This is a genomic window from Caballeronia terrestris (assembly GCF_001544515.1).
Taxonomy (GTDB): domain Bacteria; phylum Pseudomonadota; class Gammaproteobacteria; order Burkholderiales; family Burkholderiaceae; genus Caballeronia; species Caballeronia terrestris.
The window spans coordinates 100,168-125,366 of the sequence record NZ_FCOL02000012.1; the positions used below are offsets into that span (position 1 = coordinate 100,168).

The following is a 25,199-nucleotide window of genomic DNA, read 5'->3' on the forward strand; positions in this document are numbered from 1 at the left end:
GAAAAAGCGAGCCCCCGCCTGAGCGGCGAGGGCGAAGATCAGTGCAGGAAGCCGGTCGAGATCCACGGCACTGCCGCGACCACGATCAACCCGACGATGAGCGCGAGGATATAACCCACGATAGGCTTCATCCCCTCATCCGGATGGATGCGGCTCACTGCGCAAGCCGAGTAATACCCCACGCCGAACGGCGGAGCGAACAACCCGACACCCATCGAAAGAATCACGACCATCGAGTAGTGAATCTCATCGATGCCCATCTGCCGCGCGATCGGAAACATCAGCGGCCCGAACAGCACGATCGCGGGAATCCCTTCGAGCACGCTGCCAAGCACGATAAACGCGAGGATCGATGCCGCCATGAACATCGCCGCGCCACCCGGCAAGCCGCCCATCGTGCGGGCAAGCTGGCCGGAGAAGCCCGACTGCGTCAACGCCCAGGCCATGCCGGTAGCCGCACCGATGATCAACAGAATCGCGCCCGACAGCGCCGCCGTATCGATCAGCATCGGCTTCAACCGCGCCCATTCGAAGCGTCGATAGATCAAAAGCCCAGCAAGCACGGCATACGCGATGCCGATAGTCGACACCTCGGTCGCCGTCGCGATGCCTTCGACCACCGCCGCGCGGATCACGAACGGCAACGCGAGCGCCGGCACCGCGATCACCAGCTTCTTCGCGATCTCGGCACGGTTCGCGCGACGCACGCCCGACAGATCGTCGCTACGATAACGCCACCACACGACCGCACACAACGTCACCGCAAGCACGACGCCCGGCAGCATGCCGCCCGTGAAAAGCGCGGAGATCGACACGCCCGTCACCGAGCCGAGCGTGATCAGCACGAGACTCGGCGGGATTGTCTCGGTCTGCGCGCCGGTCGCGGCGAGCAGCGCGACGAGGTCGCCGGACTTCGCACCACGCGCTTTCATCTCGGGAAACAGCACCGGCGCAACGGCGGCCATGTCGGCGGCCTTCGAGCCGGAGATACCCGACACGAGATACATCGCGCCGACGAGCACGTAAGACAAGCCGCCGCGCACGTGCCCGAGCAGGCTCGCGAGAAACGCGATCATCGCGGCGGCCATGCCGGTCATCTCGATCAACTGGCCGAGGAACACGAAGAGCGGCACCGAGAGCAGGATCAGGTGCGACATGCCCTCGTCCATGCGACCGACCACGACGACGAGCGGCGTGCTCGTCGTGAGCGCGAGGTAGCCGAAGGTCGCGAGGCCGAACGAGAACGCGATCGGCACGCCCGAGAGCACGGTGAGCATCACCAGCCCGACGAAGAAGATCAGCAGGTTGAGGTTGCCGAGGTCGCGAAATACCGGGGCGAGCGAATAGAAGATGCCGCCGACCACCGCGACCAGCGCAAGCGCCGCGACGGTCAAGCGCCAGTTGGCGCTGCGGACGAGCCGCAAACACGCGACGAGCAGCATCAGCCCCGTGCCGACCGGCAGCGCCGCCGCGCGCCACGAGTTCGGGATTTCGAGCGCGGGCGTCGTGATGAACGCCTCGTCCTGTGCGAACTCGACGGCCGGTCCGATCACGAGCACGAGGAACGCGAGCGGCGCCGCAATCGCGATCACTTCAAGGAACGCTCGCACGCCCGGCGACGCCATGCCGACCAGCGCCGTCATCCGCATGTGCTCGCCGCGCCGCAGCGCGACCACCGCGCCGAGCATCGCGAGCCAGAGGAAGAGGATCGACGCGAGCTCGTCGGACCAGACGAGCGGCGCGTGCAGCAGGTAACGGCTCGTCACGCCCGTGAGCAGCACCACGATTTCCGCGAGCACCAGCAGCGCGGCAGGGATCTCCACAAGATGGCCGAGAACGGTGTCGAGGACACCGGCGATGCGGCGCGGCGCCGCGTGCGAAGCCGTGTACGTAGTCATGGCATCACACCAGCTTGCCGACGTTCTTTTCCAGGAGCGACCAGCCTTCGTTGCCGTACTTCGTCTTCCAGTCGCCGTAGAAGCTCGTCTTGCGCAGCGCGTTGCGGAAGGCTTCGCGATCGACCTCCACGATGTTGATGCCCTTCGTCTTCAGGTCCGTGCGCAGCGACACGTTCAGCCTCGCGATGTCCGCGCGCTGGAGCATGCCGGCCGCTTCGAATTCGCGCGTGACGATCGCGCGCATGTCGGCGGGCAGTTTCTCCCATGCGCGGCGGTTGCCGAGAATCCAGTACGCGTCCCACACGTGCGAGGTCAGGCTGATCGACTTCTGCACTTCGTAGAGCTTAGCCGTCGCGATGATCGGCAGCGGATTTTCCTGACCCTCCACCACGCCCGTCTGCAACGCGGAATAGAGTTCGTTGAAGTTGATCGGCGAGGGGCCGGCGTCGAGCGCCTTGAAGAGCGACGTAAGCATCGGCGCCTGCGGCACTCGGATCTTGAAGCCCTTCAGGTCCTCGGGTGTCTTTACGACGCGCGTCGACGAGCTGATCTGGCGGAAGCCGTTGTCCCAGGGACGCGAGACCGTCACGATCCCGGCCTTCTCGATCTGCGCGCGCACGTAAGTGCCGAGATCGCCGTCCATCGCCTTCCAGACGGAATCGTAGTCCTGGAACGCGAAGCCCGTGTTGACGATGCCAGCCGCCGGCGCGAGCGTCGCGAGAATCGACGACGCCTGGTTGAAGAACTCCACGCCGCCGCTGCGCACTTGCGAGAGGAGGTCAGTGTCCGAGCCGAGCTGGTTCGCCGGGAAGAGCTTGATGTCGAGCTTGCCGCCCGTGGCTTCGCGGATCTTGTTCAGCGCTTCCTGCGCGCGGATGTTGACGGGGTGGGTCGGGTCCTGGCCGGTCGCGAGCTTGTAGTTGAACTCGGCGGCGGACGCGCGGCCAGAAAGGCCCAGGAGCGGCGCCGCGGCAGCGACCGTGGCACCTGCTTTCAGGAACGTGCGGCGGTCGATGCCCTTCAGGGCGGTCGGACGGGTTGTCATGGTGTGCTCCTCCAATACTGGGTATCGGTATGGTTATCGCGCCCTTGTCCGGCGCATTTTGTGGCGCCGCGTGGGCGCTTCATTCGATGCATTCCTACAACCCGCTCTGCGGCGCGTTTGCCTTGGACGCCTCGCTTTGCAGCGAAGCGTCCGTGTCCTGCTGCAATTGCAATGCTGATCAACCGTGAATCAGCATGCCTCCGTTGACGTCGATGACGGCGCCGGTGATGTACGACGAAATGTCCGCTGCGAGGAACAGGAACGCGCCGGCGACGTCGTCCGGCACGCCGAGGCGGCCCGCCGGAATGCCCGCGAGAATCTCGCCGCGCTTGTCCTCCGGAATCTTGCCTGCGTTGATGTCGGTCTGGATCAGACCCGGCGTCACGCAATTGACGCGAATGCCATCGCTGCCGAGTTCGCGCGCCATCGCCTTCGCGAGACCCAGCACGCCCGCCTTCGCGGCCGAATAGTGCGGGCCGCCCAGAATGCCGCCGCCTCGCTGCGCCGACACCGACGACATGCAGCCGATCGACCCGCTCTTCTGCTTCTTCATTTGCGGCACGACGGCTTGCGACAGATACAGCACGCCGCGCAGGTTGACGTCGAGGATGCGGTCCCAGCTTTGCGGGTCGATGTCGAGGAACTTCGCCGCCTGCGTGATGCCCGCGTTGTTGATGAGCACGTCGATCGTGCCGAAATCGGCGACGACTTTCGCCACTGCGTCATCGCACGCCTGCCGGTCGGTCACGTTGCACACATAGCCTCGATGCTCCGCGCCGATCGATGCCGCCGCTTCCTTTGCCTGCGCTTCGTCGAGATCGAGAATCGCGACCTTGGCGCCGTGCTTCGCGAACATGCGGGCGGTCGCCATGCCGATACCGCGGGGGGATGCTGCGCCGGAAATGACGGCGACCTTGCCTTCGAGAAGACGCGAGTCGGACATGATGGGTTTCTCCTGATTGCCGATGTTGGTGTGTTGTGTGTGTTTGAAGCGTGGTTCAGCCGAGCCAGCCCTTGATGGTGTCGACCATGACGTTCGTCGAGATGCCGTAGCGGTCGTGCAAGGTCGGCAACGCGCCCGCGTCGAGGAAGGCATCCGGCAAGGCGATCTGGCGGAACGGCGGCGTGATGCCGGCCGTGAGAAGCGCGGTGGCGACGCCTTCACCGAGGCCGCCGATCCCCGTATGGTTTTCCGCGACGACGACGAGGCGCCCCGGGCGCTTGGCTTCGCGCAGGATCGTGGCAGTGTCGAGCGGCTTGATGGTCGGCACGTGCAACACGCCCACGCCTACGTTGTCCGCTTCGAACGCCTTCGCGACTTCGAGCGCGCGCATCGTCATGATGCCCGTGGAGATGATCAGCACTTCGGCGCCGTCGCGCAGCAGCTTGGCCTTGCCGAGTTCGAACTGATAGTCGTATTCATCGAGCACGACGGGCACGTTGCCGCGCAAGAGGCGCGCGTACACGGGGCCTTTGTGCTCCGCGATCGCGGGCACCATCTGTTCGATTTCGAGCGCGTCGCACGGGTCGATCACGGTCATGTTTGGCATCGCGCGCATCAGGGCGAGATCTTCCGCCGCCTGGTGGCTCGGGCCGTAGCCGGTCGTGAGTCCGGGCAATGCGCAGACGATCTTCACGTCGAGGTTGTCTTCCGCGATCGCCTGGTGCATGAAGTCATACGCGCGGCGCGTTGCGAACACGGCGTAGGTCGTGACGAACGGCTGCGCGCCTTCGTGCGCCATGCCGGCGGCCGCGCCCATCAGCAACTGCTCGGCCATGCCCATCTGGTAGTAGCGCTCCGGAAACTCCTTCGCGAAGAGATGCAGGTCGGTGTACTTGCCGAGATCGGCGGTCATGCCGACCACGTTCTGCCGTTCGCGCGCCAGTTCGACGAGCGCGTGCCCGAACGGCGCCGAGCGAGTGATCTGCCCTTCACCCGCAATCGACGCGATCATCGCCGAGGTCTTCAGGCGCGGCTTCTTGGCGGTGGTATCGCTCATGCTTGTCTCCCCTCTTCTAGCGCGGCGAGCGCCAGTTGCCATTCGTGCGGATCGACGCGGATGAAGTGATTCTTTTCGCGCTCTTCCAGGAACGGCACGCCGCAACCCATGCGCGTATCGCAGACGATGATGCGCGGCCGTGGTTCCGCATGATTGCGCGCGCTGTCGAATGCTGTCTGTACGGTATCGATGTCGTTGCCGTCGATGCGCTGCACGTACCAGCCGAATGCTTCCAGCTTTTCGACGAGCGGCTCGAACTGCATGATCTGCGTCGAGGGGCCATCGGCCTGCTGGTTGTTCACATCGACGACGGCGATCAGGTTGTCGAGCTTCCAGTGCGCCGCCGACATGATCCCCTCCCAGATCGCGCCTTCATCGAGCTCGCCGTCGGAAAAGAGCGTGTAGACGAATGCGTCGGAACCCTTGCGCTTGAGGCCGAGGCAACGGCCGACCGCGATCGTCAGACCGTGGCCGAGCGATCCGCCTGACATCTCCATACCCGGCGTGTAGCTCGCCATGCCGGACATCGGCAGGCGGCTGTCGTCGCTGCCGTAGGTCTCGAGTTCTTCCGGCGGCAGGAAGCCCGCTTCGAACAGCGCTGCATAGAGCGCGATCGCATAGTGGCCGTTCGAGAGCAGGAAGCGGTCGCGGCCTTCCCACTCGGGGTTCTCGGGCTGATAGCGCATCGCGCCGAAGTAGGCCACCGCCAGCACGTCGGCGATGTCGAGTGCCTGGCCGATGTAGCCCTGCCCCTGCACTTCGCCCATCAGAAGCGCATTGCGCCGAATGCGGTAGGCGCGTTCCGCGATAGGGGCGCGTTGCCCGGCTTCGCTCGTATTCACACGTGTCTCCTTTTATCGGCAGACGTATGAGCTGTCGGCCTGTTTTCGGACGATGCGAAGGACCTGTTTCAGCGCCCTGGCATCTACCTCGCCGTATCGGGAAAACCCTTGTTCCATAAGGCTCGGCGAGTGATTCAAGCGTATCGGCTTGAGCTTCTGCGCTCAAACGAATTAAAGTGGCTGATCGCTGAATTGAATTCACCTGGTTACTGCAATGCAAAATCGCGCGACACTCAAGTCGATACAAGCCTTCGAGGCCGCAGCCAGGCTCTCGTCATTTGCGCTTGCAGCAGAAGAGTTGTTCGTGACACCTTCGGCGATCAGCCATCAGGTGAAGCTGCTGGAGGACCAATTGGGGGTGCGGCTCTTTCATCGTGTGCATCGTGCGGTGGTGCTCACCGACATCGGCCGCAAGTACGCCGAGGAGATCGGCGCGGCGTTCGGGCGCATCGAATCGGCGACGCGGGACATCGGCCGTGTCGCAAAGAGCGACATCCTCACCGTGCATTCGACGCCGAGCTTCGCGACGCAATGGCTGATGTCGCGGCTAGCGCGTTTCAGCGCGCTGAATCCGGACATCGACGTGCGGCTCAATGCATCAACGGAACTGTGCGACCTGACAACGGGCGCCGTCGATGTCGAGATCCGCTATGGCGCTCGCAAGATGCAGCCCGCCGGCACGATGGTGCTCGAATTGCCGCCGGAAACAATCGTGCCGCTTTGCTCGCCCTCGCTGATGCAGGGCGAGCATCCGATCCGCACGGTCGCGGACTTGCGGCACCATGCGCTGATTCACAGCGAGGGGTGTCTCGTGGGATGGCGCGACTGGATGCGGCTGCATCGGAAGACGGTCGTGGACATCACGCGCGGGCCGCGCTTCGCGCGCTCGTTCATGGCGATCAGCGCGGCGGCCGATGGGATGGGCGTGTGTCTGGAGAGCCTGCTGCTCGTGAACCGGGAACTCGAAACAGGGCGGCTCGTGGCGCCGCTCGGCGAGGAAGGGCTCAAGGTGAACGGCTACACGATGAATCTGCTGAAATCGCGCGCGGAACTGCCGAAGCTGCGCAGCTTCCAGGATTGGCTGTTTGCCGAGCTTGAAAAATGAAGCAGGCGTCCTTCAGGCTCTCTGCAAAAGATCCATCGCTTTTTCGGCATCGGCCAACGAATCGACAGCGAGATAGGCAATGAACTGCGTGCCGAGTACCGCAGCGGATACGCCCCTGAGATTGATCCCGCCTTCGGCCAGTATCTGGCTTAGTTGCGCGATGATCCCCAACTGGTCCATACCCATGACGCGCACCGAATGCAGGCTCGGGCTGACGCTGAATCCGACTTGAGTCGCGGCGCGTACTTCCTGCTCGCCTTGCAGCGGCGCGACGAACACGACGCCCTTCCCCGGCGATTCCGGCGTCCTTCGCGCGACGACAAATTGCAAATCGGCAGCGGCATCGCGCAACGCGTTTAATACATGCGCCAGTCCGCCCGCCTTGTCATCGATAGTGGCGGCCCACACATCGACGAGTTCTACGTTGAGTTCCATGACATTCCCTCGCGCCTGAAACGGCTTCCCTATAAAAATCTACTTCACCGAGGGCGTGCGGGCAAGGTCGGTAGCGGGAGTTTCAGCGAGTGCCATGCGGTTGATCAGCATCAATACGCCCTGCGCGCGATGCGGCTATCAATCGCCTTCAGCGACCTCGCGGCGCCTGCCTGCCCTCGACCCGGCGTTCGCATGATGCGTCCCTGCACCGACGCTCGACTCCCGTACGACCAATTCCGGCACCGCGAAAAACTGCACGGTCGGCTTTTCATCGTCTGCGGATTCATTCAGCCGCGCCAATAGCGTCTCGCTCGCCATCGAGCCGAGCTTGTCGGCGCCTGCGGACAGCGTCGTCAGAGGCGGATTCGTATGCTCGGCAGCCACCACGTTGTCGCAGCCGACCACCGCCAGCGCCTTGCCCGCGCGTTTGCCCATCCTGTCGAGTTCGTGCAGCACGCCGATCGCCACCTGATCGTTGTAGCAAACGACCGCCGTCGGCCGGGGCTTCATCTCGAAGATCGCGCGCACCGCCTGGCGCCCGCCTTCGGGCGTCAGTTCGACGTCGATGATCCAATCGTCGGCGACCGGCAAGCCGTGCTTCGCCATCGCCGACATGAAGCCTTCCCGACGCTGCTTCGCCACCGCATAACCCGCGCGATGCCCGGCGAACGCGATCCGCGTATGCCCTTCGCCGATCAGGTGCTCGGTGGCGAGCGCAAACCCGTAGCCGTTATCGACACCGACGGTATCGACGTCGACGCCCATCGGCCGCATCACGAGCACGAGCGGAATGCCCCACGACTGGATCTCGCGCGGCAGTTGATCGTCGGTTCCCAATGCGGGCGACATGATCAGGCCCGCGACGTTCTGCTCGCGCATCGAGCGCAGCACGCGCGTCTGCGTCGCGACGCTTTCGGCGGTGTGCGCCATCAGCGTCGTGTAGCCCGCCTGCGCGAGCACCCGCTCGATCGCGACCAGCAACTCAACGAAGAACGGATTCGTGAGGTCGTTGATCACCATGCCGATCGTCGTGCTCCGACGCCCTCGCAGCGCCGCAGCTCCGCGGTTGTACACGTAACCGAGACTGCGGGCCGCCTCGCGCACCTTCTCGGCAGTCTCCGCCTTGATACGCGGACTTTCCTGAAGCACGAGCGAAACCGTCGACTTCGAAACGCCCGCGCTCGCCGCGATGTCCTGAATCGTCGGACCAGACTTTATGTTGCTTTGCACAATTGGAACGTTCCAAAAAGTGTTTGACATCGATAATCCAGTCTACTACATTGATTGGAACGATCCAACGACAGAAATTGGAACGTTCCAATGGAGAGAGACATGTCGACAAAAGTTACTTGGGCGCTGATCGGCGCGAGCACGATCGCCGACGAATGGATGGTCGATGCGATTCGCTTGCAAGGCGGCGCGATCGCAGCGGTGGTGAGCGGACAAGCGGAGCGCGCTCGCGCCTTCGCCGACAAACACGGCATTGCCGCGCCGTCGACCGATCTCGACGCCGTACTGGCCGATCCCGCGATCGACGCCGTCTATGTCAGCAGCACCAACGAGAAGCATCTGCCGCAAGTGCTGGCCGCCGCGAAAGCGGGCAAGCACGTGCTCTGCGAAAAGCCGCTCGCACTCGCTGAAACCGAAGCCGCGCAGATGATCGAAGCGTGCGCCGCGCAGAAAGTCGTGCTCGGCACCAACCACCATCTGCGCTGCGCGGCGACGCATCGCAAGATGCGCGAACTGATTCGCGCGGGCGCCGTCGGCACGCCGCTCTTCGTGCGCGTCTTTCACGCGGTGTCGCTGCCGCCGCATCTGCGCGGATGGCGCGTCGAGCGCCAGGACGCGGGCGGCGGCGTCGTGCTCGACATTTCGGTTCACGACGTCGATACGCTGCGCTTCCTTCTCGACGACGAACCGGTCGAAGTCAACGCGATGACCTCGTCGGGACACATGGGCGCGGCGGGTCTCGCCGACGGCGTGATGGCGATCATCCGCTTCCAGAACGGCGTGCTTGCCCAGATCCACGACGCCTTCACCGTCCCCTTCGCCCCGACGGGCCTCGAAGTCCACGGCACGGCAGGGTCGCTCTTCGCGCGCGACGTGATGACACAGCGCCCGCTCGGCGACGTGCAACTGCGCAACGCCGAAGGCACGCACGACGTCGCCATCGATCACGCCAACCTTTACGCGACTTCCGTCGCCCAGTTTCATCGCGCGATCCGCGACGGGGAAAGCCCGGCCGCGACCGGCATCGACGGATACCGCTCGCTCGTCACCGCGCTCGCGCTCGTCGAGTCCGCCGAAGCGGGCGAGCACGTCCGCGTTCCGAATCAATTTGCCCGTTGAGCACGTCAGAGGAGACGCACCGTGGTTTCTAGCAAGGTCATTTCACTGGAGAAGGCAGCGAGCCTGATCAACGACGGCGACACGGTCACCGTCAGTTCATCGAGCGGCCTCGGTTGTCCGGATGCGATGCTCGCCGCGATCGGCGCGCGTTTCGACAATGAGAACCATCCGCGCCGCCTGACGCTGCTCCATCCGATCGCCGCCGGCGACATGTACGGGATCAAGGGCATCGATCACGTCGCGAAGAAAGGGCTCGTCGATTGCGTGATCGCCGGCTCGTTTCCGAGCGGTCCGTCGAGCCTGCCGATGCCTGACATCTGGCACATGATCGTCGACAACGATATCCGCGCCTACAACCTGCCGAGCGGCGTGCTGTTCGACATGCACCGTGAAGTCGCGGCGAAGCGCCCGGGCGTGTTGACGAAGGTCGGACTCGATACCTTCGTCGATCCGGCGCGGCAAGGCGGCGCGATGAATGCGCTGGGTGCGGAGAACCCGATCGTCGAGAAGGTTTCGTTTGCCGGCGAAGAGTGGCTGTATTACCGCAACTTCGTGCCGCAGGTCGCCATCGTGCGCGCCACGACGGCCGACGAGCGCGGCAACCTCTCGTTCGAGCACGAAGGCGCGCTCCTCGGCGGACGCGATCAGGCGCTCGCCGTGCGCAACAACGGCGGCATCGTGATCGCGCAGGTCAAGCGCGTGGTCAAGGCCGGCTCGCTGCACACGCAGGCGGTACACATTCCGTGCAACCTCGTCGACTATGTCGTGGTCGACCCCGAGCAGAAGCAGACCACGCAGATCAACTATGACCCGGAGATCAGCGGCGAAGTGAAGCTGCCGGACAGCGCGTTCGCGTTCGCCGAGTGGAACGCGGACAAGGTGATCGCGCGGCGCGCCGCGATGGAACTCGCGCACAACGACGCCGTGAATCTCGGCTTCGGCATCTCGGCGAACGTGCCGCGCATCGTGCTCGAAGAAGGCTATCGCGACGACGTGACGTGGGTCATCGAGCAAGGCGCGGTCGGCGGCATTCCGCTACTCGGCTTCGCGTTCGGATGCTCGGGCAACGCGGACGCGATCATGCCGTCGCCGTCGCAATTCGTGTACTTCCAGGGCGGTGGATTCGACGTCTCGCTGCTCTCGTTCCTGCAAGTCGATCGCGCGGGCAACGTCAATGTGTCGAAGCTGCCGAGCAAGCCGTATCTGACGGCGGGCTGCGGCGGATTCATCGACATCACGACGCATGCGAAGCGCATCGTGTTCAGCGGCTTCTTCACGGCGGGCGCGAAGCTCGAAGTCGGCGACGGGCGCCTCACGATCGTGAAGGAAGGCAAGAAGAAATTCATCGCCGACGTCGATCACGTGACGTTCAGCGGGCGGATGGGCCGTGAGCGCGGGCAGGAAGTGCTCTACATCACCGAGCGATGTGTGGTGCGCCTGAGCGACGCCGGACTGGAGGTGACCGAGATCGCACCCGGCATCGACCTGCGGCGCGACGTGCTGGATCAATCCGACATCGAGTTGCGCGTCTCGCCTTCGCTCAAGGTCATGGATGCGGCGATTTTCACGGATGCGCCGTTCGGCCTGAAGCTCAAGGAGGCACGTCATGGCTGAGCGTCGATTCATCCAGATCGAACGTACAGGACCGGTCGCGGTCGTCACGCTCGATCGTCCCGAGAAGCTGAATTCGCTCACGCCTTCCATGCTCGACGAGCTCGAAGCCGCGGCGGCCAGCCTCGAATCCGATGCGACGCTGCGCGCCGTCATGCTCACGGGCGCCGGAGAGAGGGCGTTCTGCGTCGGCGCGGACATCAACGAATGGGCGGCGTTGGCGCCGCTCGACATGTGGCGCGTGTGGGTTGCGCGGGGTCATCGCATTTTCGACCGGTGGGCTGCGTTGCGCTTGCCCGTCGTGGCCGCCATCAACGGTCCCGCGTTCGGCGGCGGGCTGGAACTTGCGGCGGTCGCGGACGTGCGCGTCGCCGATCCGGCCGCAACCTTCGCGCTGCCCGAAGCGAGCATCGCGACGTGTCCCGGATGGTCCGGCACGCAGCGGCTCGTTTCGCTGATCGGCCCGAGCCACGTGAAGTCGCTTGCGCTGACGGGCCGCAGGATCGATGCGCAGCGCGCCTACGCGATTGGCCTTGTCGACGAAGTCTCCGATCCGAAGCAGTCGCTTCGCGCGGCTCTCGCAGTCGCGGAAAAGATCGCGACGCTCGCGCCGGTCTCCGTGCAACTGACCAAGCAACTGATCAACGCCGCTTCCGGCTTCGGGGCGGGTGCCACGCTGGAAGCCATGGCCGGAGCGCTGTCCGCAACGACGAATGACGCGCGGGAAGGCATGGCGAGCTTTCGCGAACGTCGCAACGCGAATTACGAGGGTCACTGAAATGACGAATCAACTTGCAGTTCCCGCCGCTTCCGCGCTTTTGAGCATGGCTGAAGCGCCGAAGCACGAAGCGTTCACCGGCCGGATGTACATCGACGGCAAGTGGACCGAATCCGCCGACGGACAGCGCTTCGAACGCCTCAGTCCCGCGCATGGTCACGCTGTCAGCTCGTTTCCCGAGGCGACTGCGGCCGATGTCGAAACCGCGATCAATGCCGCCGAGAACGCATATCGGCATGGGCCCTGGCCGAAGCTCAAGGGCGTCGAACGTGCGCGAGTGCTGCTCGCGGTCGCGCAGGGCATCAAGGCGCGCGTCGAAAAAATGGCACTGCTCGAATCGCTCGAAACGGGCAAGCCGCTGACGCAAGCACGCGGCGAAGTATCGGGCTGCGTCGATCTCTGGGAATACGCGGCGAGCCTCGCCCGCACGACCAGCGGCGATGCCTACGACACCCTCGGCGAAGACATGCTCGGCATCGTGCTGCGTCAACCGGTCGGCGTGGTCGGATTGATCACGCCGTGGAATTTCCCGATCTGGATTCTTTCGCAGAAGCTGCCCTTCGCGCTCGCCGCCGGCTGCACCTGCATCGTCAAGCCGAGCGAGCTGACGTCGAGCACCACCGTCATCCTGATGGAGATTCTCGAGGAAGCAGGCGTGCCGCCGGGCGTCGTCAACGTGGTGACCGGTAAAGGTCCGACCGTAGGACAGCCGCTCGCCGAACATCCCGCCATCGACATGCTCTCGTTCACCGGTTCCACGCGAGTCGGCAGCATGCTCGGCGGGTTGGCATCGAAGAACCTGAAGAAAGTCGCGCTCGAACTCGGCGGCAAGAATCCGCAGATCGTCTTCCCCGACTGCGACTGGGACGCGATGGTCGATGCGGTCGTCTTCGGCGTGTACTTCAACGCCGGCGAATGCTGCAACAGCGGCAGCCGGGTCATCGTTCACGAATCGATCGCCGAGCGGTTTGCTGAAGCTGTGATCGAGCGTGCACGGCAGGTTCCGGTCGGCGATCCGCTGCACCCGGACAGCAAGATCGGCGCGATCGTAAGCGAAAACCAGTTGAACGACATCCTCGGCAACATCGAGAAAGGCGTCGCGGCGGGCGCGCGGCTGCGCCTCGGCGGCAAGCGCTACGACGCGAAAGGCCTCTATCTGGAGCCGACCATCATCACCGACGCGACGCCCGCCATGAGTATCGCGCGCGACGAAATCTTCGGTCCGGTGCTCGTCGTCATCCCCTTCTCCGATGCAGCGCAGGCCGTCGACATCGCCAATGACACCGCCTACGGCCTGTCCGCCGCCGTCTGGAGCCGCGACATCGATACGTGCCTCACGGTCGCGCGCGGCGTCGATGCCGGAACGGTCTGGGTCAATACGTTTCTCGATGGCTATCCGGAGTTGCCCTTCGGCGGATTCAAGTCGAGCGGCGTCGGGCGCGAACTGGGCAAGCAGGCGGTCGAGGACTACACAGAGACCAAGACGATCCAGCTCCACATTGGGGAGCGGAAGAACTGGTGGTTACCGCGTAGCGCCGCCTGAAAAGCACTAAGGGGCACGCCAATCCAAAGCAGTGAACTCAGAAATATCCCTCGAAAGAAGGGAACCTCATCATGGAGACGAAAATGTTCAAGAAGCAAATCATCGCGATTGCTGCAACCCTGCTCGCAGGTCACGGCGCGTCCGCGCTCGCCGCCGATGCCAAGACGGTCGAAGTCATGCACTGGTGGACGTCCGGCGGCGAAGCCAAGGCTTTGGGCGTGCTGAAGGACAACCTGAAGGAGCGCGGCTACGCGTGGAAGGACAGCCCGATCGCGGGCGGCGGCGGCGAGGCGGCCCGCACGGTGCTGAAGGCGCGCGTGGCGTCGAACAATCCGCCTGACGCGATCCAGATGCTCGGCTTCACGATTCCCGAGTACGCGGCCGAAGGCTATCTCGCGAACCTCGATCCGGTCGCGACGAAGGAAGGCTGGGACAAGCTCGTGCCGCCGCCGATCCAGCGCTTCTCGAAAGTGGACGGCCACTGGATTGCCGCGCCGGTCGACGTGCATCGCACGAACTGGATCTGGGCCAACAAGAAGATTTTCGATGAACTCAAGCTCGCGCCGCCGAAAACCTTCGACGAACTCGTGACGGCCGCAGCCGCGATCCGAAAGGCCGGCTATATCCCGCTCGCGCACGGCGGCCAGCCGTGGCAGGAAGCAACGATCTTCGACAGCGCCGTGATGTCCGCGGGCAGCCCGAAGTTCTACCAGCAGGCGCTCGTCAAGCTCGACACCGGCGCGCTCGGATCGAAGACGATGGAAAAGGCGTTCGACCAGATGCGCGCGTTGCGCGGCATGGTCGATCCGAACTTCCCGGGACGCGACTGGAACCTCGCGACGTCGATGGTCATCAGCGGCAAGGCCGCGATGCAGATCATGGGCGACTGGGCCAAGGGCGAATTCGCATCGGCAGGGAAGAAGGCCAACGTCGATTACCTGTGCTTCCAGTATCCCGGCACCGAAGGCACTTTTATCTTCAACACGGACCAGTTCGCGACGTTCAAGAAGGGTGAAGCGAGCGTGCCGGGCGAGCAGGCGTTCGCCTCGACCATCATGGACAAGGGCGTCCAGGCCCGCTTCAACCAGATCAAGGGCTCGATTCCGGCGCGGCTCGACGTGCCGGAAGACGGCTTCGACGAATGCGGCAAGAAGTCGATGACCGACTTGCGCTCGGCGCTGAAGGCCGACGCGATGGTCGGCAGTTTCGCCCACGGTCACGCGATGCCCGACGGCCCGAAAACCGCCGTGTACGACGTGGTGACGCACTTCTTCAATTCGAACCAGTCGTCCGCGGACGCCGTGAAGGCGCTCGTGTCCGCTGTGAACAATTCGAAGTAGCGCTTGCCCCGGCGAGTCGGATGCCGCACGCGGCATCCGTCCCATCCGCTGTACTCGACGTTCAGGTGATGCCATGTCATTTCAAAATCGCGCCCACGTGGCGCCTTCCGCCCCCGCAGCAACCTCGCCCAGCACGCGAACGGCGATAAAGCGTTCGTCGCTGCGCAACCGCTTCGAAGCGATCCTGCCGAAGCTCGTTCTCAGTCCGACGCTCGTCATCACGCTCGTCTTCGTGTACGGGTTCATCGCGTGGACGACGGTGTTGTCGTTCACCCGCTCGCGGGCCTTCGCCAACTTTAACTGGGCGGGCTTCCTTCAGTACTCGCGCGTCTGGGAGCACCCTCGTTGGCAAGTCGCGATCAACAACCTGGGCATCTACGCATCGCTGTACGTCGTGTTATGCATGGCGCTCGGGCTTGGCCTTGCCATCCTGCTCGACCAGCGAATCCGCGCTGAAGGCGGCCTCCGCGCGCTGTTCCTCTACCCGATGGCGCTGTCGTTCATCGTCACGGGAACGGCGTGGAAGTGGATTCTCAATCCGGGGCTCGGCCTGACGAAGCTCTTCCACGACTGGGGTTGGTCGAGCTTCGAATTCAACTGGATCATCGACGACCAGATGGCTATCTTCACGGTGGTGATTGCCGCGGTCTGGCAAGCCTCAGGTTTCGTCATGGCGATGTTTCTCGCGGGCCTCAGAGGCATCGACCAGGAGATGATCAAGGCCGCATCGATCGACGGTGCGCGCATGCCTGCAATCTACCGACGGATCGTCATTCCGCAGTTGCGTCCGGTCTTTATTTCAGCTTTTGTGATTCTTGTCCACCTGGCTGTGAAGAGCTATGAACTGGTGATCGCGCTGACCGGTGCAGGCCCTGGTTACTCAACCGAATTGCCTTCCACCTTCATGTACTCGTTCACCTTCACTCGAAACGAACTGGGCATGGGCGCCGCAAGCGCCGTGATGATGCTCTGCACGGTGGCGGCCATCATGGTTCCGTACCTTTACTCCGAGATGAGACCGCGTCGCAAGAACGACGGCCATTGAACGAATATCCACAGCCTCAAGGAGACAGTGATGGCTAAAACTTTTGACTCGCAGATGGTGGTCGGCAAGCATGACTACATCTCACGAATCTTCATATACACGCTTCTGCTCATTACGGCCGTGGTGTATCTCGTGCCGCTGCTCGTGATGATGCTGACCTCGTTCAAGCCGCTGCCCGAGGTCTATGCGGGGAACATTCTTGCGCTGCCCCACCAGTGGACGACCGAGGCGTGGCAGAAGGCGTGGGGCTCCGCGTGCGTGGGCCTCGACTGCTCGGGCGTCAAGGGCTTCTTCTGGAATTCGTTCCGAATGGTCTTTTCCGCGGTCGCACTATCGACACTCATCGGTGCGCTCAATGGCTATGTGCTGACCAAGTGGCGTTTCAAGGGGGCCAACACGCTCTTCGGGTTGGTCCTGTTCGGCTGCTTTATCCCGTTTCAGATTGTGCTGATCCCGATGGCGTCGTTTCTCGGCAAGGTCGGTCTTGCGCAATCGATTCCGGGACTGGTGTTCGTCCACGTGGTGTATGGACTGTGCTTCACCACGCTGTACTTCCGGAACTACTACATCGCGTTTCCCGACGAGCTGGTCAAGGCAGCGATGATCGACGGTGCGCGCTTCTTTCGTATTTTCTTCCGGATCCTGCTGCCGAATTCCATCCCGATCATTACCGTGACGGTGATCTGGCAGTTCACCAATATCTGGAACGACTTCCTGTTTGGCGCATCGTTCACGACGGGCAGTTCCGCGCCGATCACGGTGGCGCTAAACAACATTGTCAACACATCGACTGGTGTCAAGGAATACAACGTCCAGATGGCGACGGCAATGATTGCCGCGTTGCCCACGCTGCTCGTGTATGTCGTGGGTGGTCGATTCTTCGTTCGCGGTCTGATGGCCGGCTCGGTCAAGGGGTAAACATGTCTTCTCTGCACATTTCTAAAGTACGCAAGGCCTACGGTCCGACCGAGATCCTGCGCGAAATCAACATCGACGTGAACGATGGCGACTTTCTGGTGCTCGTCGGACCTTCGGGCTGCGGAAAATCCACGCTGCTTTCACTGATCGCGGGTCTCGACACGATCTCGAGCGGCGAGATCCGCATCGACGACGACCAGGTGAACGATCTTCATCCGAGCGAACGCGACATCGCGATGGTGTTCCAGAGCTACGCCCTGTACCCGAACATGACGGTCGCGCAGAACATCAGTTTCGGCCTTGAAATGCGCAAGGTTCCGAAAGCCGACCGTGAAAAGTCGGTGCAGGATGCGGCCAAGCTTCTGCAGATCGAACACCTGCTGAATCGGCGGCCGGGCCAGTTGTCTGGTGGTCAACGTCAGCGCGTCGCGATGGGCCGCGCGCTGGTCCGCAATCCGAAGATCTTCCTCTTCGACGAACCGCTCTCGAATCTCGATGCGAAGCTGCGCGTCGATATGCGCACCGAGATCAAGAAGCTGCATCAGCGGCTCGGCTCGACGATCGTCTACGTGACGCACGACCAGATCGAAGCAATGACGCTCGCCACGCGTATCGCCGTGATGAAGGGTGGCATTCTTCAGCAGTTGGGCACGCCCTCCGAGGTGTACAACACGCCGGCGAATACCTTCGTCGCGACCTTCATGGGGTCGCCGTCGATGAACCTGATTCCCGCGCGGATCGCGGGCAAGAATGGCGCGCTGCATCTCCTGCTCGGCGAAGGCGACAAGACGATCGACGTCGAGTTGCCGCCGCAACCCGATGCCGTTGCGCGGTACGCCGGGAAGAAGGTCCTCGCGGGCTTGCGGCCGGAAGCGATCGGCGTCGAGAACGAGCGGTCCGCTTCGGCGCTGCGCAATGTGCCGGTCACGATTCTCGTCCTCGAACCGACCGGCCCTGACACGCTCGCCGTGCTCGAAATGGGCGGCATGGAAGTGTCGGCGCGGCTCGGCGCGGATATGCCGCATGCGCCGGGAGAAAAGTGCGAATTGCGCGTGGACCTGTCGAAGCTCGTGCTGTTCGACGCCGAGACCGAAGAGCGCATTCGCTGAGGGGCAGCCATGAGTGATTCCGAATCGCGGTCGCCGACCGCGTTGATAACCGGCGGACGCAGAGGCATCGGCCGGGCCGTTTGTGTCGAGATGGCGGCGCGGGGATTCGACGTCGTCTTTACCGACATCGTGCGTGATGAAGATGTCGACGAAACGTGCGCAATGGTGAAAGCGCGCGGACGAAAGGCGCTTTTCGTGCAGAGCAATCTGAACGAAGTCGAGTCCCACGCCGATGTGGTTCGCAAGGCAGTTCGCTTCAACGGAAGCATCGAGTGTCTTGTGAACAACGCAGGTATCGGCTCGCCGAGTCGCGGTGATCTGCTCGACGTGTCGCCGCAAGCGTTCGACATGGTCGTCGGCGTGAACCTGCGCGGCACGTTCTTCATGTCGCAGGCGGTCGCGCGGCACATGGCATCGACCGAATCCAGCCATCCACGCTCGATCATCACGGTGTCGTCGGTGTCGGCGGAAATGGCGTCGCCCGAGCGGGCGGAGTACTGCCTCTCCAAATCCGCCCTGCCGATGATGACGCGGCTTCTCGCGTTACGGCTCGCAAGCGCGGGAATCGCCGTATTCGAAGTGCGGCCCGGGATCATCCGAACGCCGATGACGGAGGGCGTCGCGCAAAAGTACGAGGCGCGCTTCGCGGAAGGCCTCGTGCCAAGCGGTCGATGGGGCGAAAGCGCGGAGGTCGGAAAGGCGGTCGCCGCTCTCGCCGACGGCACGTTCCGGTTCTCCACGGGAAGCGTTCTGAACGTGGATGGCGGTCTCTCCATTCCCGTCTTTTGAGAAGTTGACTGACATGAAAACGACGACATTCGACTACGTGATCGTGGGCGGCGGCTCGGCGGGATGCGTGCTTGCCAACCGGCTCTCCGCCGATCCGGCGGTCAAGGTCCTGCTGCTCGAAGCCGGCGGCTCCGACCGCCATCCTTTCTTCGCGATGCCCGCGGGCTTCGCGAAGATGACAAAGGGGATCGGCTCGTGGGGATGGCACACCGTGCCGCAGAAGCATCTCAACAATCGCGTCCTGCGCTTCACGCAGGCGAAGGTGATCGGCGGTGGCTCGTCCATCAACGCGCAGCTTTACACGCGCGGCGTCCCCGCCGACTACGACGACTGGGAACTCAAGGCCGGCGCGACCGGCTGGTCCTATCGCGACGTGCTGCCCTACTTCAAGCGCTCGGAGAACAACCAGCGCTTCGCCAACGAGTATCACGCGTACGGCGGACCGCTCGGAGTGTCGAATCCGATCAGCCCGTTGCCGATCTGCGAAGCGTTCTTTCAGGCGGGACAGGAACTGGGCATTCCGTTCAACCCCGATTTCAACGGCGCGTGCCAGGAGGGCCTCGGCTATTACCAGTTGACGCAACTCGATGCGCGCCGGTCGTCCGCTGCGACGGGGTTCGTCAAGCCCGTGCTCGGGCGTTCGAATCTCACTGTATGGATGCAGGCCAGAACGTTGCGCGTGCTCGTCGAGGCGAAGCGGGCTATCGGCGTCGAGATCGTCGTCGGTGACAGCCGCGATCCGCAAACCGTTCTCGCCGCGCGCGAGGTCATCGTGTCATCGGGCGCGATCGGGTCGCCGAAGCTGCTGATGCAATCGGGGATCGGGCCGGCTGCGCATCTGGAATCGGTCGGTGTGAAACCGGTTCACGATTTGCGAGGCATCGGCGAGAACCTGCAGGATCATCTGGACCTCTTCGTCATCGCGGAGTGCACGGGCGACCACACCTACGACAAATACAACAAGCTGCATAACGCCGCCTGGGCCGCGCTGCAGTATCTGGTGCTGAAGAAGGGGCCGGTCGCATCGAGCCTCTTCGAGACCGGCGGATTCTGGTACGCGGACCGCGATTCGCCGTCGCGCGACCGGTCGCCCGATATCCAGTTTCACCTCGGGCTGGGGTCAGGCATCGAAGCGGGCATCGCGAAGCTCAAGAACGCCGGTGTCACGTTGAATACGGCCTATCTGCGGCCACGTTCGCGCGGAACCGTCAGGCTGTCGAGTTCCGATCCCGCGGCCGCGCCGTTGCTCGATCCGAACTACTGGTCCGATCCCCACGATCGCGACATGGCGATCAAGGGATTGCGCCTTGCACGCGACATCATCGGCGCGCCTGCGATGAGGCGCTACGTGCAAAGCGAAATCCTCCCCGGTTCACGCGCGAACTCGGATCAGGAACTGTTCGAGTACGCATGTGCCAACGCGAAGACCGACCACCATCCGGTCGGCACGTGCAGCATGGGCGCCGCGAGCGATCCAGACAGCGTCGTGACGCCCGATCTCCGGCTCATCGGCCTCGAAGGACTGCGCGTGGTGGACGCATCGATCATGCCGTTCGTGCCGTCATGCAACACGAATGCACCAACGATCATGGTCGCCGAAAAAGCCGCCGACATGATCATCCAATCCAGACATTGAGAGGCTCTCATGAAGATCAATTTGCCAGAGCACGACGGCGCGACCGGGACGTACGTCATGCAGCAACGCGAAGACGCCGTGGCGCCCGCGACGGTTCCTTCGTTCAATCGCATCGCGTATGCGGCGGCGCACGTCGTCGTCGATCCGCGCTTCGCTTACGAGCCGTGGGGCGACTCGCCGCGCGTCGACTGGGACGCGACGCTGGCGTTTCGCGAGTATCTCTACGGGCTCGGCTTCAAGGTCGCCGAAGCGATGGACACGGCGCAGCGCGGCATGGGAATCGGCTGGCCGACTGCTGCCGAATTGATCCGGCGCAGCGTTGCTCATGCACGCACGATTCCGGGCGCCGATCTCGCGTGCGGGGCGGGCACGGATCATCTGGATAACACGCGCCGCCATTCGCTCTCGGACATCATCGCGGCGTACGGCGAGCAGTTCGAAGTCGTCGAGTCGGCGGGCGGACGACCGGTCATGATGGCGAGTCGCGCATTATGTGCAGCCGCGCGCTCCGCCGACGATTACAAGAAGGTCTATGACGCGGTCATCTCCGCGTCGCGCAACAAGGTCGTGCTCCACTGGCTCGGCGATGCGTTCGACGCTTCCCTCGCTGGATACTGGGGCAGCAGCGACGTCAGCACCGCGATGGCGACGGTGCTCGACATCATCCGGCAGCACAGCGGCAAAATCGAGGGCATCAAGATGTCGCTGCTGAACGCGGAATACGAGCGCCAGTTGAGAGCGCAGCTTCCCGAGGGCGTGGCGATGTTCACCGGCGACGACTACAACTACGGCGACCTGATCGCGGGCGATAGCACCGGCAAGTCACATGCGCTGCTCGGCATCTTCGATCCGATTGCGCCGGTGGCATCGCGGGCGCTCGTCGCGCTCGCGGCGGGGGACGTGGACCGCTATCACGCGTTGATCACGCCGACGGTCGCTCTATCGCGCGAATTGTTCGTCGCGCCGACGAAGTATTACAAGGCGGGCGTCGTGTTCCTTGCGTGGCTCAACGGCCATCAGAGTCACTTTTCGATGGCAGGCGGCATGCAGTCGGCGAGATCCGCGCTGCACTACGCGGACGTGTTCAGAAAGTCCGACGCGGCTGGCGTGCTGATTCGTCCGGAACTGGCCCGGCGCCGGATGGGCGAGTTCCTGAGCCTGCATGCGGGGATTGAGAATTAACGCGCGGTTTGTCCGTCGTAAAACGAACCGCCCCGTCAGGAAAACAACCCCGACGGGGCGAAGCGGCCTCAGGTCGCAAGGTCGAACCGGTCGAGGTTCATCACCTTGACCCATGCTGCGACAAAGTCCTTGGTGAACTTCTCCTTCCCGTCCTCGCTTGCATAGACTTCGCTCAGCGCCCGAAGCTGCGCGTGCGCACCGAAGATCAAGTCGACGCGGCTGCCCGTCCAGGTGCGCTCGCCGCTCTTGCGGTCATGTGCCTCGAACACGTCCAGGGAGAGCTGCTTCCACTCCGTTCCCATATCGAGCAGGTTGCGGAAGAAGTCGTTGGTGAGCGTCTCCGGTTGTTTTGTGAACACACCCTGCGCGTCCTGTCCCGCGTGGACGTTCAGCACCCGCAAGCCGCCGATCAGCACCGTCATCTCGGGCGCGGTCAGCGTCAGCAGTTGCGCCTTGTCGAGGAGCAGCGCCTCCGCCGACACGCGGCTCTTGCCCTTGTAGTTGCGGAAGCCGTCGGCAAGCGGTTCGAGGGCCGAGACGGACTCGACGTCGGTTTGTTCCTGCGACGCGTCCATGCGTCCCGGCGTGAACGGCACAGTGAGCTTCTGACCGGCCTTGTCCGCCGCCTGCTCGATACCGGCGCTCCCGCCCAGCACGATCAGGTCGGCGATCGAAATCTTCTTGCCGCCGGATTGCGCGCCGTTGAAATCGCGCTGGATGCCTTCGAGGACGCTCAGCACCTTCGCCAGTTGCTCGGGCTGGTTGACCGCCCAGTCCTTTTGCGGCGCGAGGCGAATGCGCGCGCCATTGGCGCCGCCACGCTTGTCGCCGCCGCGGAACGTCGATGCCGACGCCCACGCCGTCGTCACCAGTTGCGACACGGACAGCCCCGACGCCAGGATCTTCTGCTTGAGCGAGGCGATGTCCTGCTCATCGACGAGAGGATGATCGACGTCCGGAATCGGGTCCTGCCACAGCAGTTCTTCAGCAGGCACTTCCGGCCCGAGATAGCGGACGCGCGGTCCCATGTCGCGGTGCGTCAGCTTGAACCAGGCGCGGGCGAAGGCATCGGCTAGTTGGTCGGGGTTCTCCAGGAAGCGGCGCGAGATCTTCTCGTAAGCCGGATCGAAGCGCAGCGACAGATCGGTGGTCAGCATCGTCGGCAGCAGCTTTTTCGACGGGTCGTGTGCGTGCGGGATCGTCGCGTCGGCGTTCTTCGCGACCCACTGATTCGCGCCGGCCGGGCTCTTCGTCAGTTCCCATTCGTGACCGAAGAGATTCTGGAAGAAGCCGTTGCCCCATTGCGTCGGGGTGCTGGACCAGGTCACTTCCAGCCCGCTCGTGATCGTATCGCCGCCCTTGCCGCTGCCGAAACTGCTCCTCCAGCCGAGACCCATGTTTTCGAGTCCAGCGGCTTCCGGTTCGGGACCGACGTTATCGGCAGGCCCGGCGCCGTGCGTCTTGCCGAACGTGTGGCCGCCCGCGATCAGCGCGACGGTTTCCTCGTCGTTCATCGCCATGCGCGCGAAGGTTTCGCGGATATCGTGCGCCGCCGCATTCGGGTCCGGATTGCCGTCGGGGCCTTCCGGGTTCACGTAGATCAGGCCCATCTGCACCGCGCCCAGCGGATTCTCCAGGTTGCGGCCATTGTCGGTGCGGCTGCTTTCGGCGCCGTGCAATTCTGCATCGGCTACGATCACGCCTTCGTCTTCGGGGCTGCCGGCCGCGCCTTTGCCGTAGCGGACGTCGCCGCCGAGCCACGTCTTTTCATTGCCCCAGTAGACGTCCTGATCCGGCTCCCACACGTCTTCGCGGCCGCCGCCGAAACCGAAGGTCTTGAAGCCCATTGTCTCCAGCGCGACGTTGCCCGTCAGGATCAGCAGATCCGCCCAGGAAAGGCTCTGGCCGTACTTCTGCTTGATCGGCCAGAGAAGGCGCCGGGCCTTGTCGAGGCTCACGTTGTCCGGCCAACTGTTGAGCGGGGCGAAACGCTGCTGTCCGCGTCCGGCGCCGCCGCGCCCGTCGCCGATGCGGTACGTGCCTGCGCTGTGCCACGCCATGCGGATGAACAGCGGCCCGTAGTGGCCGAAGTCCGCAGGCCACCACTCCTGCGAATCGGTCATCAGCGCGGCTAGGTCTTTCTTGACCGCGGCCAGATCGAGGCGCTTGAACGCTTCGGCGTAGTTGAAGCTGTCGCCGAGCGGATTGGATTTCGTGGAGTGCTGGGCGAGGAGGTCCAGCCGTAGCTGCTCGGGCCACCAGTCGCGGTTCGTCGTGCCGCCGCCGGCGGCATGGTTGAACGGGCACTTTGCTTCGTCAGACATGAGTTATCTCCTATGAGGACCTACCCACTACCTGTTCTATTGAGTGCGTCAGACTTTTGCGGTGTATCGAAGGTTTAGCGCCTGCCGTTAGTCGCTCGAGGCGCTCGATGTTCGCTTGCATTGAAGGAGCACGGCTCGCGTCGGGCGAGAGTCCGCCAGCTAAATATATGCGCGAGTCGCGATCAACTGTAGTCGATTCCTGCAATGCAGGTGATAGGGCGCGGCTATAGAGCGCTTGAATTTTGTTGCGTTGCAAGGCAAACGCTTTGAGCATTGATAGCTGCCTTGTCTCTGTCGTATGACACGGCGCAGCAAATCAAATTCCTTAGCGTGAAAATAGCATCGATCTATCCGCACCATTACGGGAATCGATTGGAAGCTTCCACATTCGCCACCTACCGTAGACTAGGAGTGAAAATCCGCTCAGAAAACGTCATCTCTCGGGGAGTCGAGCATGGTCAAGGTAGTTGGCAAGCTCCTTACTGTGATCAATGAAGGGGGTGAAACCGTCGTGCGCGCGCTCGAACGGTCGGAGTATCCAGCCGCGCTCAAGGACATCCTCCGATCCGCCCATTGCGGCTTGTGCAACGTGTGGTGCATCCTCGATTCGAATAACGCCGACGGCGCCGTATTCGGATGCCAAAGCGACGATTGCGCGGACAACTGCGTCCTCACGAAACACGTGATCGGCGACGAGACGTATTGGGCCTGCCAGTGCGTCGCTAAAAGTCCACCGAAGAACATCATTCCGTTTCATCGGCGCTCGGAGTGTTCGTCGGCGGATTGTACGGTGTCGCGTAGTTAAGCCGTTGTGTCCTTCTGCACTTTCTTTCGAGCGCCCGCAGGCGCTTTCTTCTTCGTTTTAGCCTGATTGAATTCGATAGCCGCGCGGACAAGATTCTTCAGCGCGCGCTTATTGACCTTGTCGCCTTCGAAAAAATCGATCGCCCGCCGCTGATTGCCTTCGAGACCCGCGTTGAATAGCTTGTCAGGGTCCGCGAGGCTCGCCCCGTTGTTGAAGGTCAGCTTCACCTTGCCTTTGTGTGCATTGGCGACCGCGATGATTCCGTCGCGCGACCACACCGGGCTTCCCATCCACTTCCATTCTTCGATGATCTCGGCGTCCGCTTCGAGGATGCATTTGCGCACGCTGGCGAACGTTTCGCCGCGCCAGTCGGTGATGCTGGCGATCAGCTTGTCGATGTTTTCCGATGGATTCATTACTCCTCCTGTCCTGGGTCACGAGAATA

23 protein-coding genes are annotated in these 25,199 nt (G+C 63.3%); 13 read left to right on the forward strand and 10 right to left on the reverse strand.

Annotated elements, in window-relative coordinates:
- Window positions 1-38 precede the first annotated feature (38 nt).
- The 5 genes from AWB67_RS13000 to AWB67_RS13020 all read right to left on the reverse strand — a co-directional run bounded on the left by AWB67_RS13000 (window position 39) and on the right by AWB67_RS13020 (window position 5,785).
- A complete protein-coding gene (locus tag AWB67_RS13000; RefSeq protein ID WP_087656652.1) occupies window positions 39-1,898 on the reverse strand; it encodes a TRAP transporter large permease in 1,860 nt (619 codons plus the stop codon).
- A 4-nt stretch (window positions 1,899-1,902) separates the two neighbouring features.
- Window positions 1,903-2,943, reverse strand: a complete 1,041-nt coding sequence (locus tag AWB67_RS13005) for a TRAP transporter substrate-binding protein (RefSeq protein ID WP_087656653.1) — start codon at window positions 2,941-2,943, stop codon at window positions 1,903-1,905.
- A 178-nt stretch (window positions 2,944-3,121) separates the two neighbouring features.
- Window positions 3,122-3,886 carry an SDR family NAD(P)-dependent oxidoreductase gene (locus AWB67_RS13010; protein ID WP_087656654.1) on the reverse strand — a complete coding sequence of 255 codons (765 nt, stop codon included), beginning with the start codon at window positions 3,884-3,886 and terminating at the stop codon, window positions 3,122-3,124.
- Window positions 3,887-3,941: 55 nt separating this feature from the next.
- A complete protein-coding gene (locus AWB67_RS13015) occupies window positions 3,942-4,943 on the reverse strand; it encodes a transketolase family protein (protein ID WP_087656655.1) in 1,002 nt (333 codons plus the stop codon).
- Window positions 4,940-5,785: a transketolase gene (locus AWB67_RS13020; protein ID WP_087656656.1), complete on the reverse strand. Its 846-nt coding sequence runs from the start codon at window positions 5,783-5,785 to the stop codon at window positions 4,940-4,942. Before AWB67_RS13020 ends, AWB67_RS13015 begins: the two co-directional genes overlap by 4 nt.
- A 214-nt stretch (window positions 5,786-5,999) precedes the next feature.
- On the opposite strand from AWB67_RS13020, the gene gcvA reads away from it, so the two are divergent.
- A complete protein-coding gene (gene gcvA / locus AWB67_RS13025; RefSeq protein ID WP_200822221.1) occupies window positions 6,000-6,890 on the forward strand; it encodes a transcriptional regulator GcvA in 891 nt (296 codons plus the stop codon).
- Window positions 6,891-6,902: 12 nt separating this feature from the next.
- On the opposite strand, the gene AWB67_RS13030 is transcribed toward gcvA, so the two are convergent.
- Together AWB67_RS13030 and AWB67_RS13035 are read right to left on the reverse strand one after the other, a co-directional pair.
- A complete protein-coding gene (locus AWB67_RS13030) occupies window positions 6,903-7,325 on the reverse strand; it encodes an ACT domain-containing protein (protein WP_087656658.1) in 423 nt (140 codons plus the stop codon).
- Between the two features lie 138 nt (window positions 7,326-7,463).
- Window positions 7,464-8,555, reverse strand: coding sequence for a LacI family DNA-binding transcriptional regulator (locus tag AWB67_RS13035; protein WP_235025135.1), 1,092 nt, complete (start codon window positions 8,553-8,555; stop codon window positions 7,464-7,466).
- A 102-nt stretch (window positions 8,556-8,657) separates the two neighbouring features.
- On the opposite strand from AWB67_RS13035, the gene AWB67_RS13040 reads away from it, so the two are divergent.
- The 5 genes from AWB67_RS13040 to AWB67_RS13060 all read left to right on the forward strand — a co-directional run bounded on the left by AWB67_RS13040 (window position 8,658) and on the right by AWB67_RS13060 (window position 14,946).
- Window positions 8,658-9,674 carry a Gfo/Idh/MocA family protein gene (locus tag AWB67_RS13040; RefSeq protein WP_087656660.1) on the forward strand — a complete coding sequence of 339 codons (1,017 nt, stop codon included), beginning with the start codon at window positions 8,658-8,660 and terminating at the stop codon, window positions 9,672-9,674.
- Between the two features lie 21 nt (window positions 9,675-9,695).
- Complete coding sequence (locus AWB67_RS13045) at window positions 9,696-11,288, forward strand: acyl CoA:acetate/3-ketoacid CoA transferase (RefSeq protein ID WP_087656661.1); 1,593 nt, start codon at window positions 9,696-9,698, stop codon at window positions 11,286-11,288.
- On the forward strand, window positions 11,281-12,063 hold the full coding sequence (locus tag AWB67_RS13050) for an enoyl-CoA hydratase/isomerase family protein (protein WP_087656662.1): 783 nt from the start codon (window positions 11,281-11,283) through the stop codon (window positions 12,061-12,063). Before AWB67_RS13045 ends, AWB67_RS13050 begins: the two co-directional genes overlap by 8 nt.
- A gap of 1 nt (window position 12,064) precedes the next feature.
- Window positions 12,065-13,606, forward strand: coding sequence for an aldehyde dehydrogenase family protein (locus AWB67_RS13055; RefSeq protein ID WP_087656663.1), 1,542 nt, complete (start codon window positions 12,065-12,067; stop codon window positions 13,604-13,606).
- Between the two features lie 83 nt (window positions 13,607-13,689).
- Window positions 13,690-14,946: an ABC transporter substrate-binding protein gene (locus AWB67_RS13060; RefSeq protein WP_087656664.1), complete on the forward strand. Its 1,257-nt coding sequence runs from the start codon at window positions 13,690-13,692 to the stop codon at window positions 14,944-14,946.
- Window positions 14,947-15,027: 81 nt separating this feature from the next.
- On the opposite strand, the gene AWB67_RS41825 is transcribed toward AWB67_RS13060, so the two are convergent.
- Entirely contained in the window at window positions 15,028-15,219 is a 192-nt protein-coding gene (locus tag AWB67_RS41825) for a hypothetical protein (protein WP_235025140.1), read from the reverse strand.
- Between AWB67_RS41825 and AWB67_RS13065 the strand changes: the two genes are divergently transcribed.
- Genes AWB67_RS13065 through AWB67_RS13090 form a run of 6 tightly spaced genes read left to right on the forward strand, consistent with a single transcriptional unit; the run spans window position 15,209 to window position 21,625 of the window.
- Window positions 15,209-15,991, forward strand: a complete 783-nt coding sequence (locus tag AWB67_RS13065) for a carbohydrate ABC transporter permease (protein ID WP_374729817.1) — start codon at window positions 15,209-15,211, stop codon at window positions 15,989-15,991. The genes AWB67_RS41825 and AWB67_RS13065 overlap by 11 nt on opposite strands.
- A gap of 54 nt (window positions 15,992-16,045) precedes the next feature.
- Window positions 16,046-16,909: a carbohydrate ABC transporter permease gene (locus AWB67_RS13070; RefSeq protein WP_087656666.1), complete on the forward strand. Its 864-nt coding sequence runs from the start codon at window positions 16,046-16,048 to the stop codon at window positions 16,907-16,909.
- Between the two features lie 2 nt (window positions 16,910-16,911).
- The gene (locus AWB67_RS13075) at window positions 16,912-18,018 is read left to right on the forward strand and encodes an ABC transporter ATP-binding protein (protein WP_087656667.1); all 1,107 of its coding nucleotides are present in this window, start codon (window positions 16,912-16,914) and stop codon (window positions 18,016-18,018) included.
- Window positions 18,019-18,027: 9 nt separating this feature from the next.
- Window positions 18,028-18,807, forward strand: a complete 780-nt coding sequence (locus tag AWB67_RS13080; protein WP_087656668.1) for a 3-ketoacyl-ACP reductase — start codon at window positions 18,028-18,030, stop codon at window positions 18,805-18,807.
- A gap of 13 nt (window positions 18,808-18,820) precedes the next feature.
- Complete coding sequence (locus AWB67_RS13085; RefSeq protein WP_087656669.1) at window positions 18,821-20,443, forward strand: GMC family oxidoreductase; 1,623 nt, start codon at window positions 18,821-18,823, stop codon at window positions 20,441-20,443.
- A 9-nt stretch (window positions 20,444-20,452) separates the two neighbouring features.
- Window positions 20,453-21,625 carry a dihydrodipicolinate synthase family protein gene (locus AWB67_RS13090; protein WP_087656670.1) on the forward strand — a complete coding sequence of 391 codons (1,173 nt, stop codon included), beginning with the start codon at window positions 20,453-20,455 and terminating at the stop codon, window positions 21,623-21,625.
- A gap of 68 nt (window positions 21,626-21,693) precedes the next feature.
- Here the strand turns inward: AWB67_RS13090 and katG are convergent, their stop codons facing one another.
- Window positions 21,694-23,949 carry a catalase/peroxidase HPI gene (katG, locus tag AWB67_RS13095; protein ID WP_087656671.1) on the reverse strand — a complete coding sequence of 752 codons (2,256 nt, stop codon included), beginning with the start codon at window positions 23,947-23,949 and terminating at the stop codon, window positions 21,694-21,696.
- Between the two features lie 454 nt (window positions 23,950-24,403).
- Here katG and AWB67_RS13100 point away from each other — a divergent pair, with 454 nt between their 5' ends.
- A complete protein-coding gene (locus AWB67_RS13100; protein WP_087656672.1) occupies window positions 24,404-24,754 on the forward strand; it encodes a hypothetical protein in 351 nt (116 codons plus the stop codon).
- On the opposite strand, the gene AWB67_RS13105 is transcribed toward AWB67_RS13100, so the two are convergent.
- A complete protein-coding gene (locus AWB67_RS13105; RefSeq protein ID WP_087656673.1) occupies window positions 24,751-25,170 on the reverse strand; it encodes a DUF1801 domain-containing protein in 420 nt (139 codons plus the stop codon). The genes AWB67_RS13100 and AWB67_RS13105 overlap by 4 nt on opposite strands.
- Window positions 25,171-25,199: the final 29 nt, after the last annotated feature.

Coding starts and splice junctions, on each gene's coding strand:
- AWB67_RS13010 (WP_087656654.1), bottom strand. CDS start 3,886: ATGTCCGACTCGCGTCTTCTCGAAGGCAAGGTCGCCGTCATTTCCGGC.
- AWB67_RS13105 (WP_087656673.1), bottom strand. CDS start 25,170: ATGAATCCATCGGAAAACATCGACAAGCTGATCGCCAGCATCACCGAC.
- AWB67_RS13015 (WP_087656655.1), bottom strand. CDS start 4,943: ATGAGCGATACCACCGCCAAGAAGCCGCGCCTGAAGACCTCGGCGATG.
- AWB67_RS13075 (WP_087656667.1), top strand. CDS start 16,912: ATGTCTTCTCTGCACATTTCTAAAGTACGCAAGGCCTACGGTCCGACC.
- AWB67_RS13085 (WP_087656669.1), top strand. CDS start 18,821: ATGAAAACGACGACATTCGACTACGTGATCGTGGGCGGCGGCTCGGCG.
- AWB67_RS13060 (WP_087656664.1), top strand. CDS start 13,690: ATGTTCAAGAAGCAAATCATCGCGATTGCTGCAACCCTGCTCGCAGGT.
- AWB67_RS13090 (WP_087656670.1), top strand. CDS start 20,453: ATGAAGATCAATTTGCCAGAGCACGACGGCGCGACCGGGACGTACGTC.
- AWB67_RS13050 (WP_087656662.1), top strand. CDS start 11,281: ATGGCTGAGCGTCGATTCATCCAGATCGAACGTACAGGACCGGTCGCG.
- AWB67_RS13070 (WP_087656666.1), top strand. CDS start 16,046: ATGGTGGTCGGCAAGCATGACTACATCTCACGAATCTTCATATACACG.
- AWB67_RS13005 (WP_087656653.1), bottom strand. CDS start 2,943: ATGACAACCCGTCCGACCGCCCTGAAGGGCATCGACCGCCGCACGTTC.
- AWB67_RS13055 (WP_087656663.1), top strand. CDS start 12,065: ATGACGAATCAACTTGCAGTTCCCGCCGCTTCCGCGCTTTTGAGCATG.
- AWB67_RS13100 (WP_087656672.1), top strand. CDS start 24,404: ATGGTCAAGGTAGTTGGCAAGCTCCTTACTGTGATCAATGAAGGGGGT.
- AWB67_RS13080 (WP_087656668.1), top strand. CDS start 18,028: ATGAGTGATTCCGAATCGCGGTCGCCGACCGCGTTGATAACCGGCGGA.
- AWB67_RS13040 (WP_087656660.1), top strand. CDS start 8,658: ATGTCGACAAAAGTTACTTGGGCGCTGATCGGCGCGAGCACGATCGCC.
- gcvA (WP_200822221.1), top strand. CDS start 6,000: ATGCAAAATCGCGCGACACTCAAGTCGATACAAGCCTTCGAGGCCGCA.
- katG (WP_087656671.1), bottom strand. CDS start 23,949: ATGTCTGACGAAGCAAAGTGCCCGTTCAACCATGCCGCCGGCGGCGGC.
- AWB67_RS13000 (WP_087656652.1), bottom strand. CDS start 1,898: ATGACTACGTACACGGCTTCGCACGCGGCGCCGCGCCGCATCGCCGGT.
- AWB67_RS13030 (WP_087656658.1), bottom strand. CDS start 7,325: ATGGAACTCAACGTAGAACTCGTCGATGTGTGGGCCGCCACTATCGAT.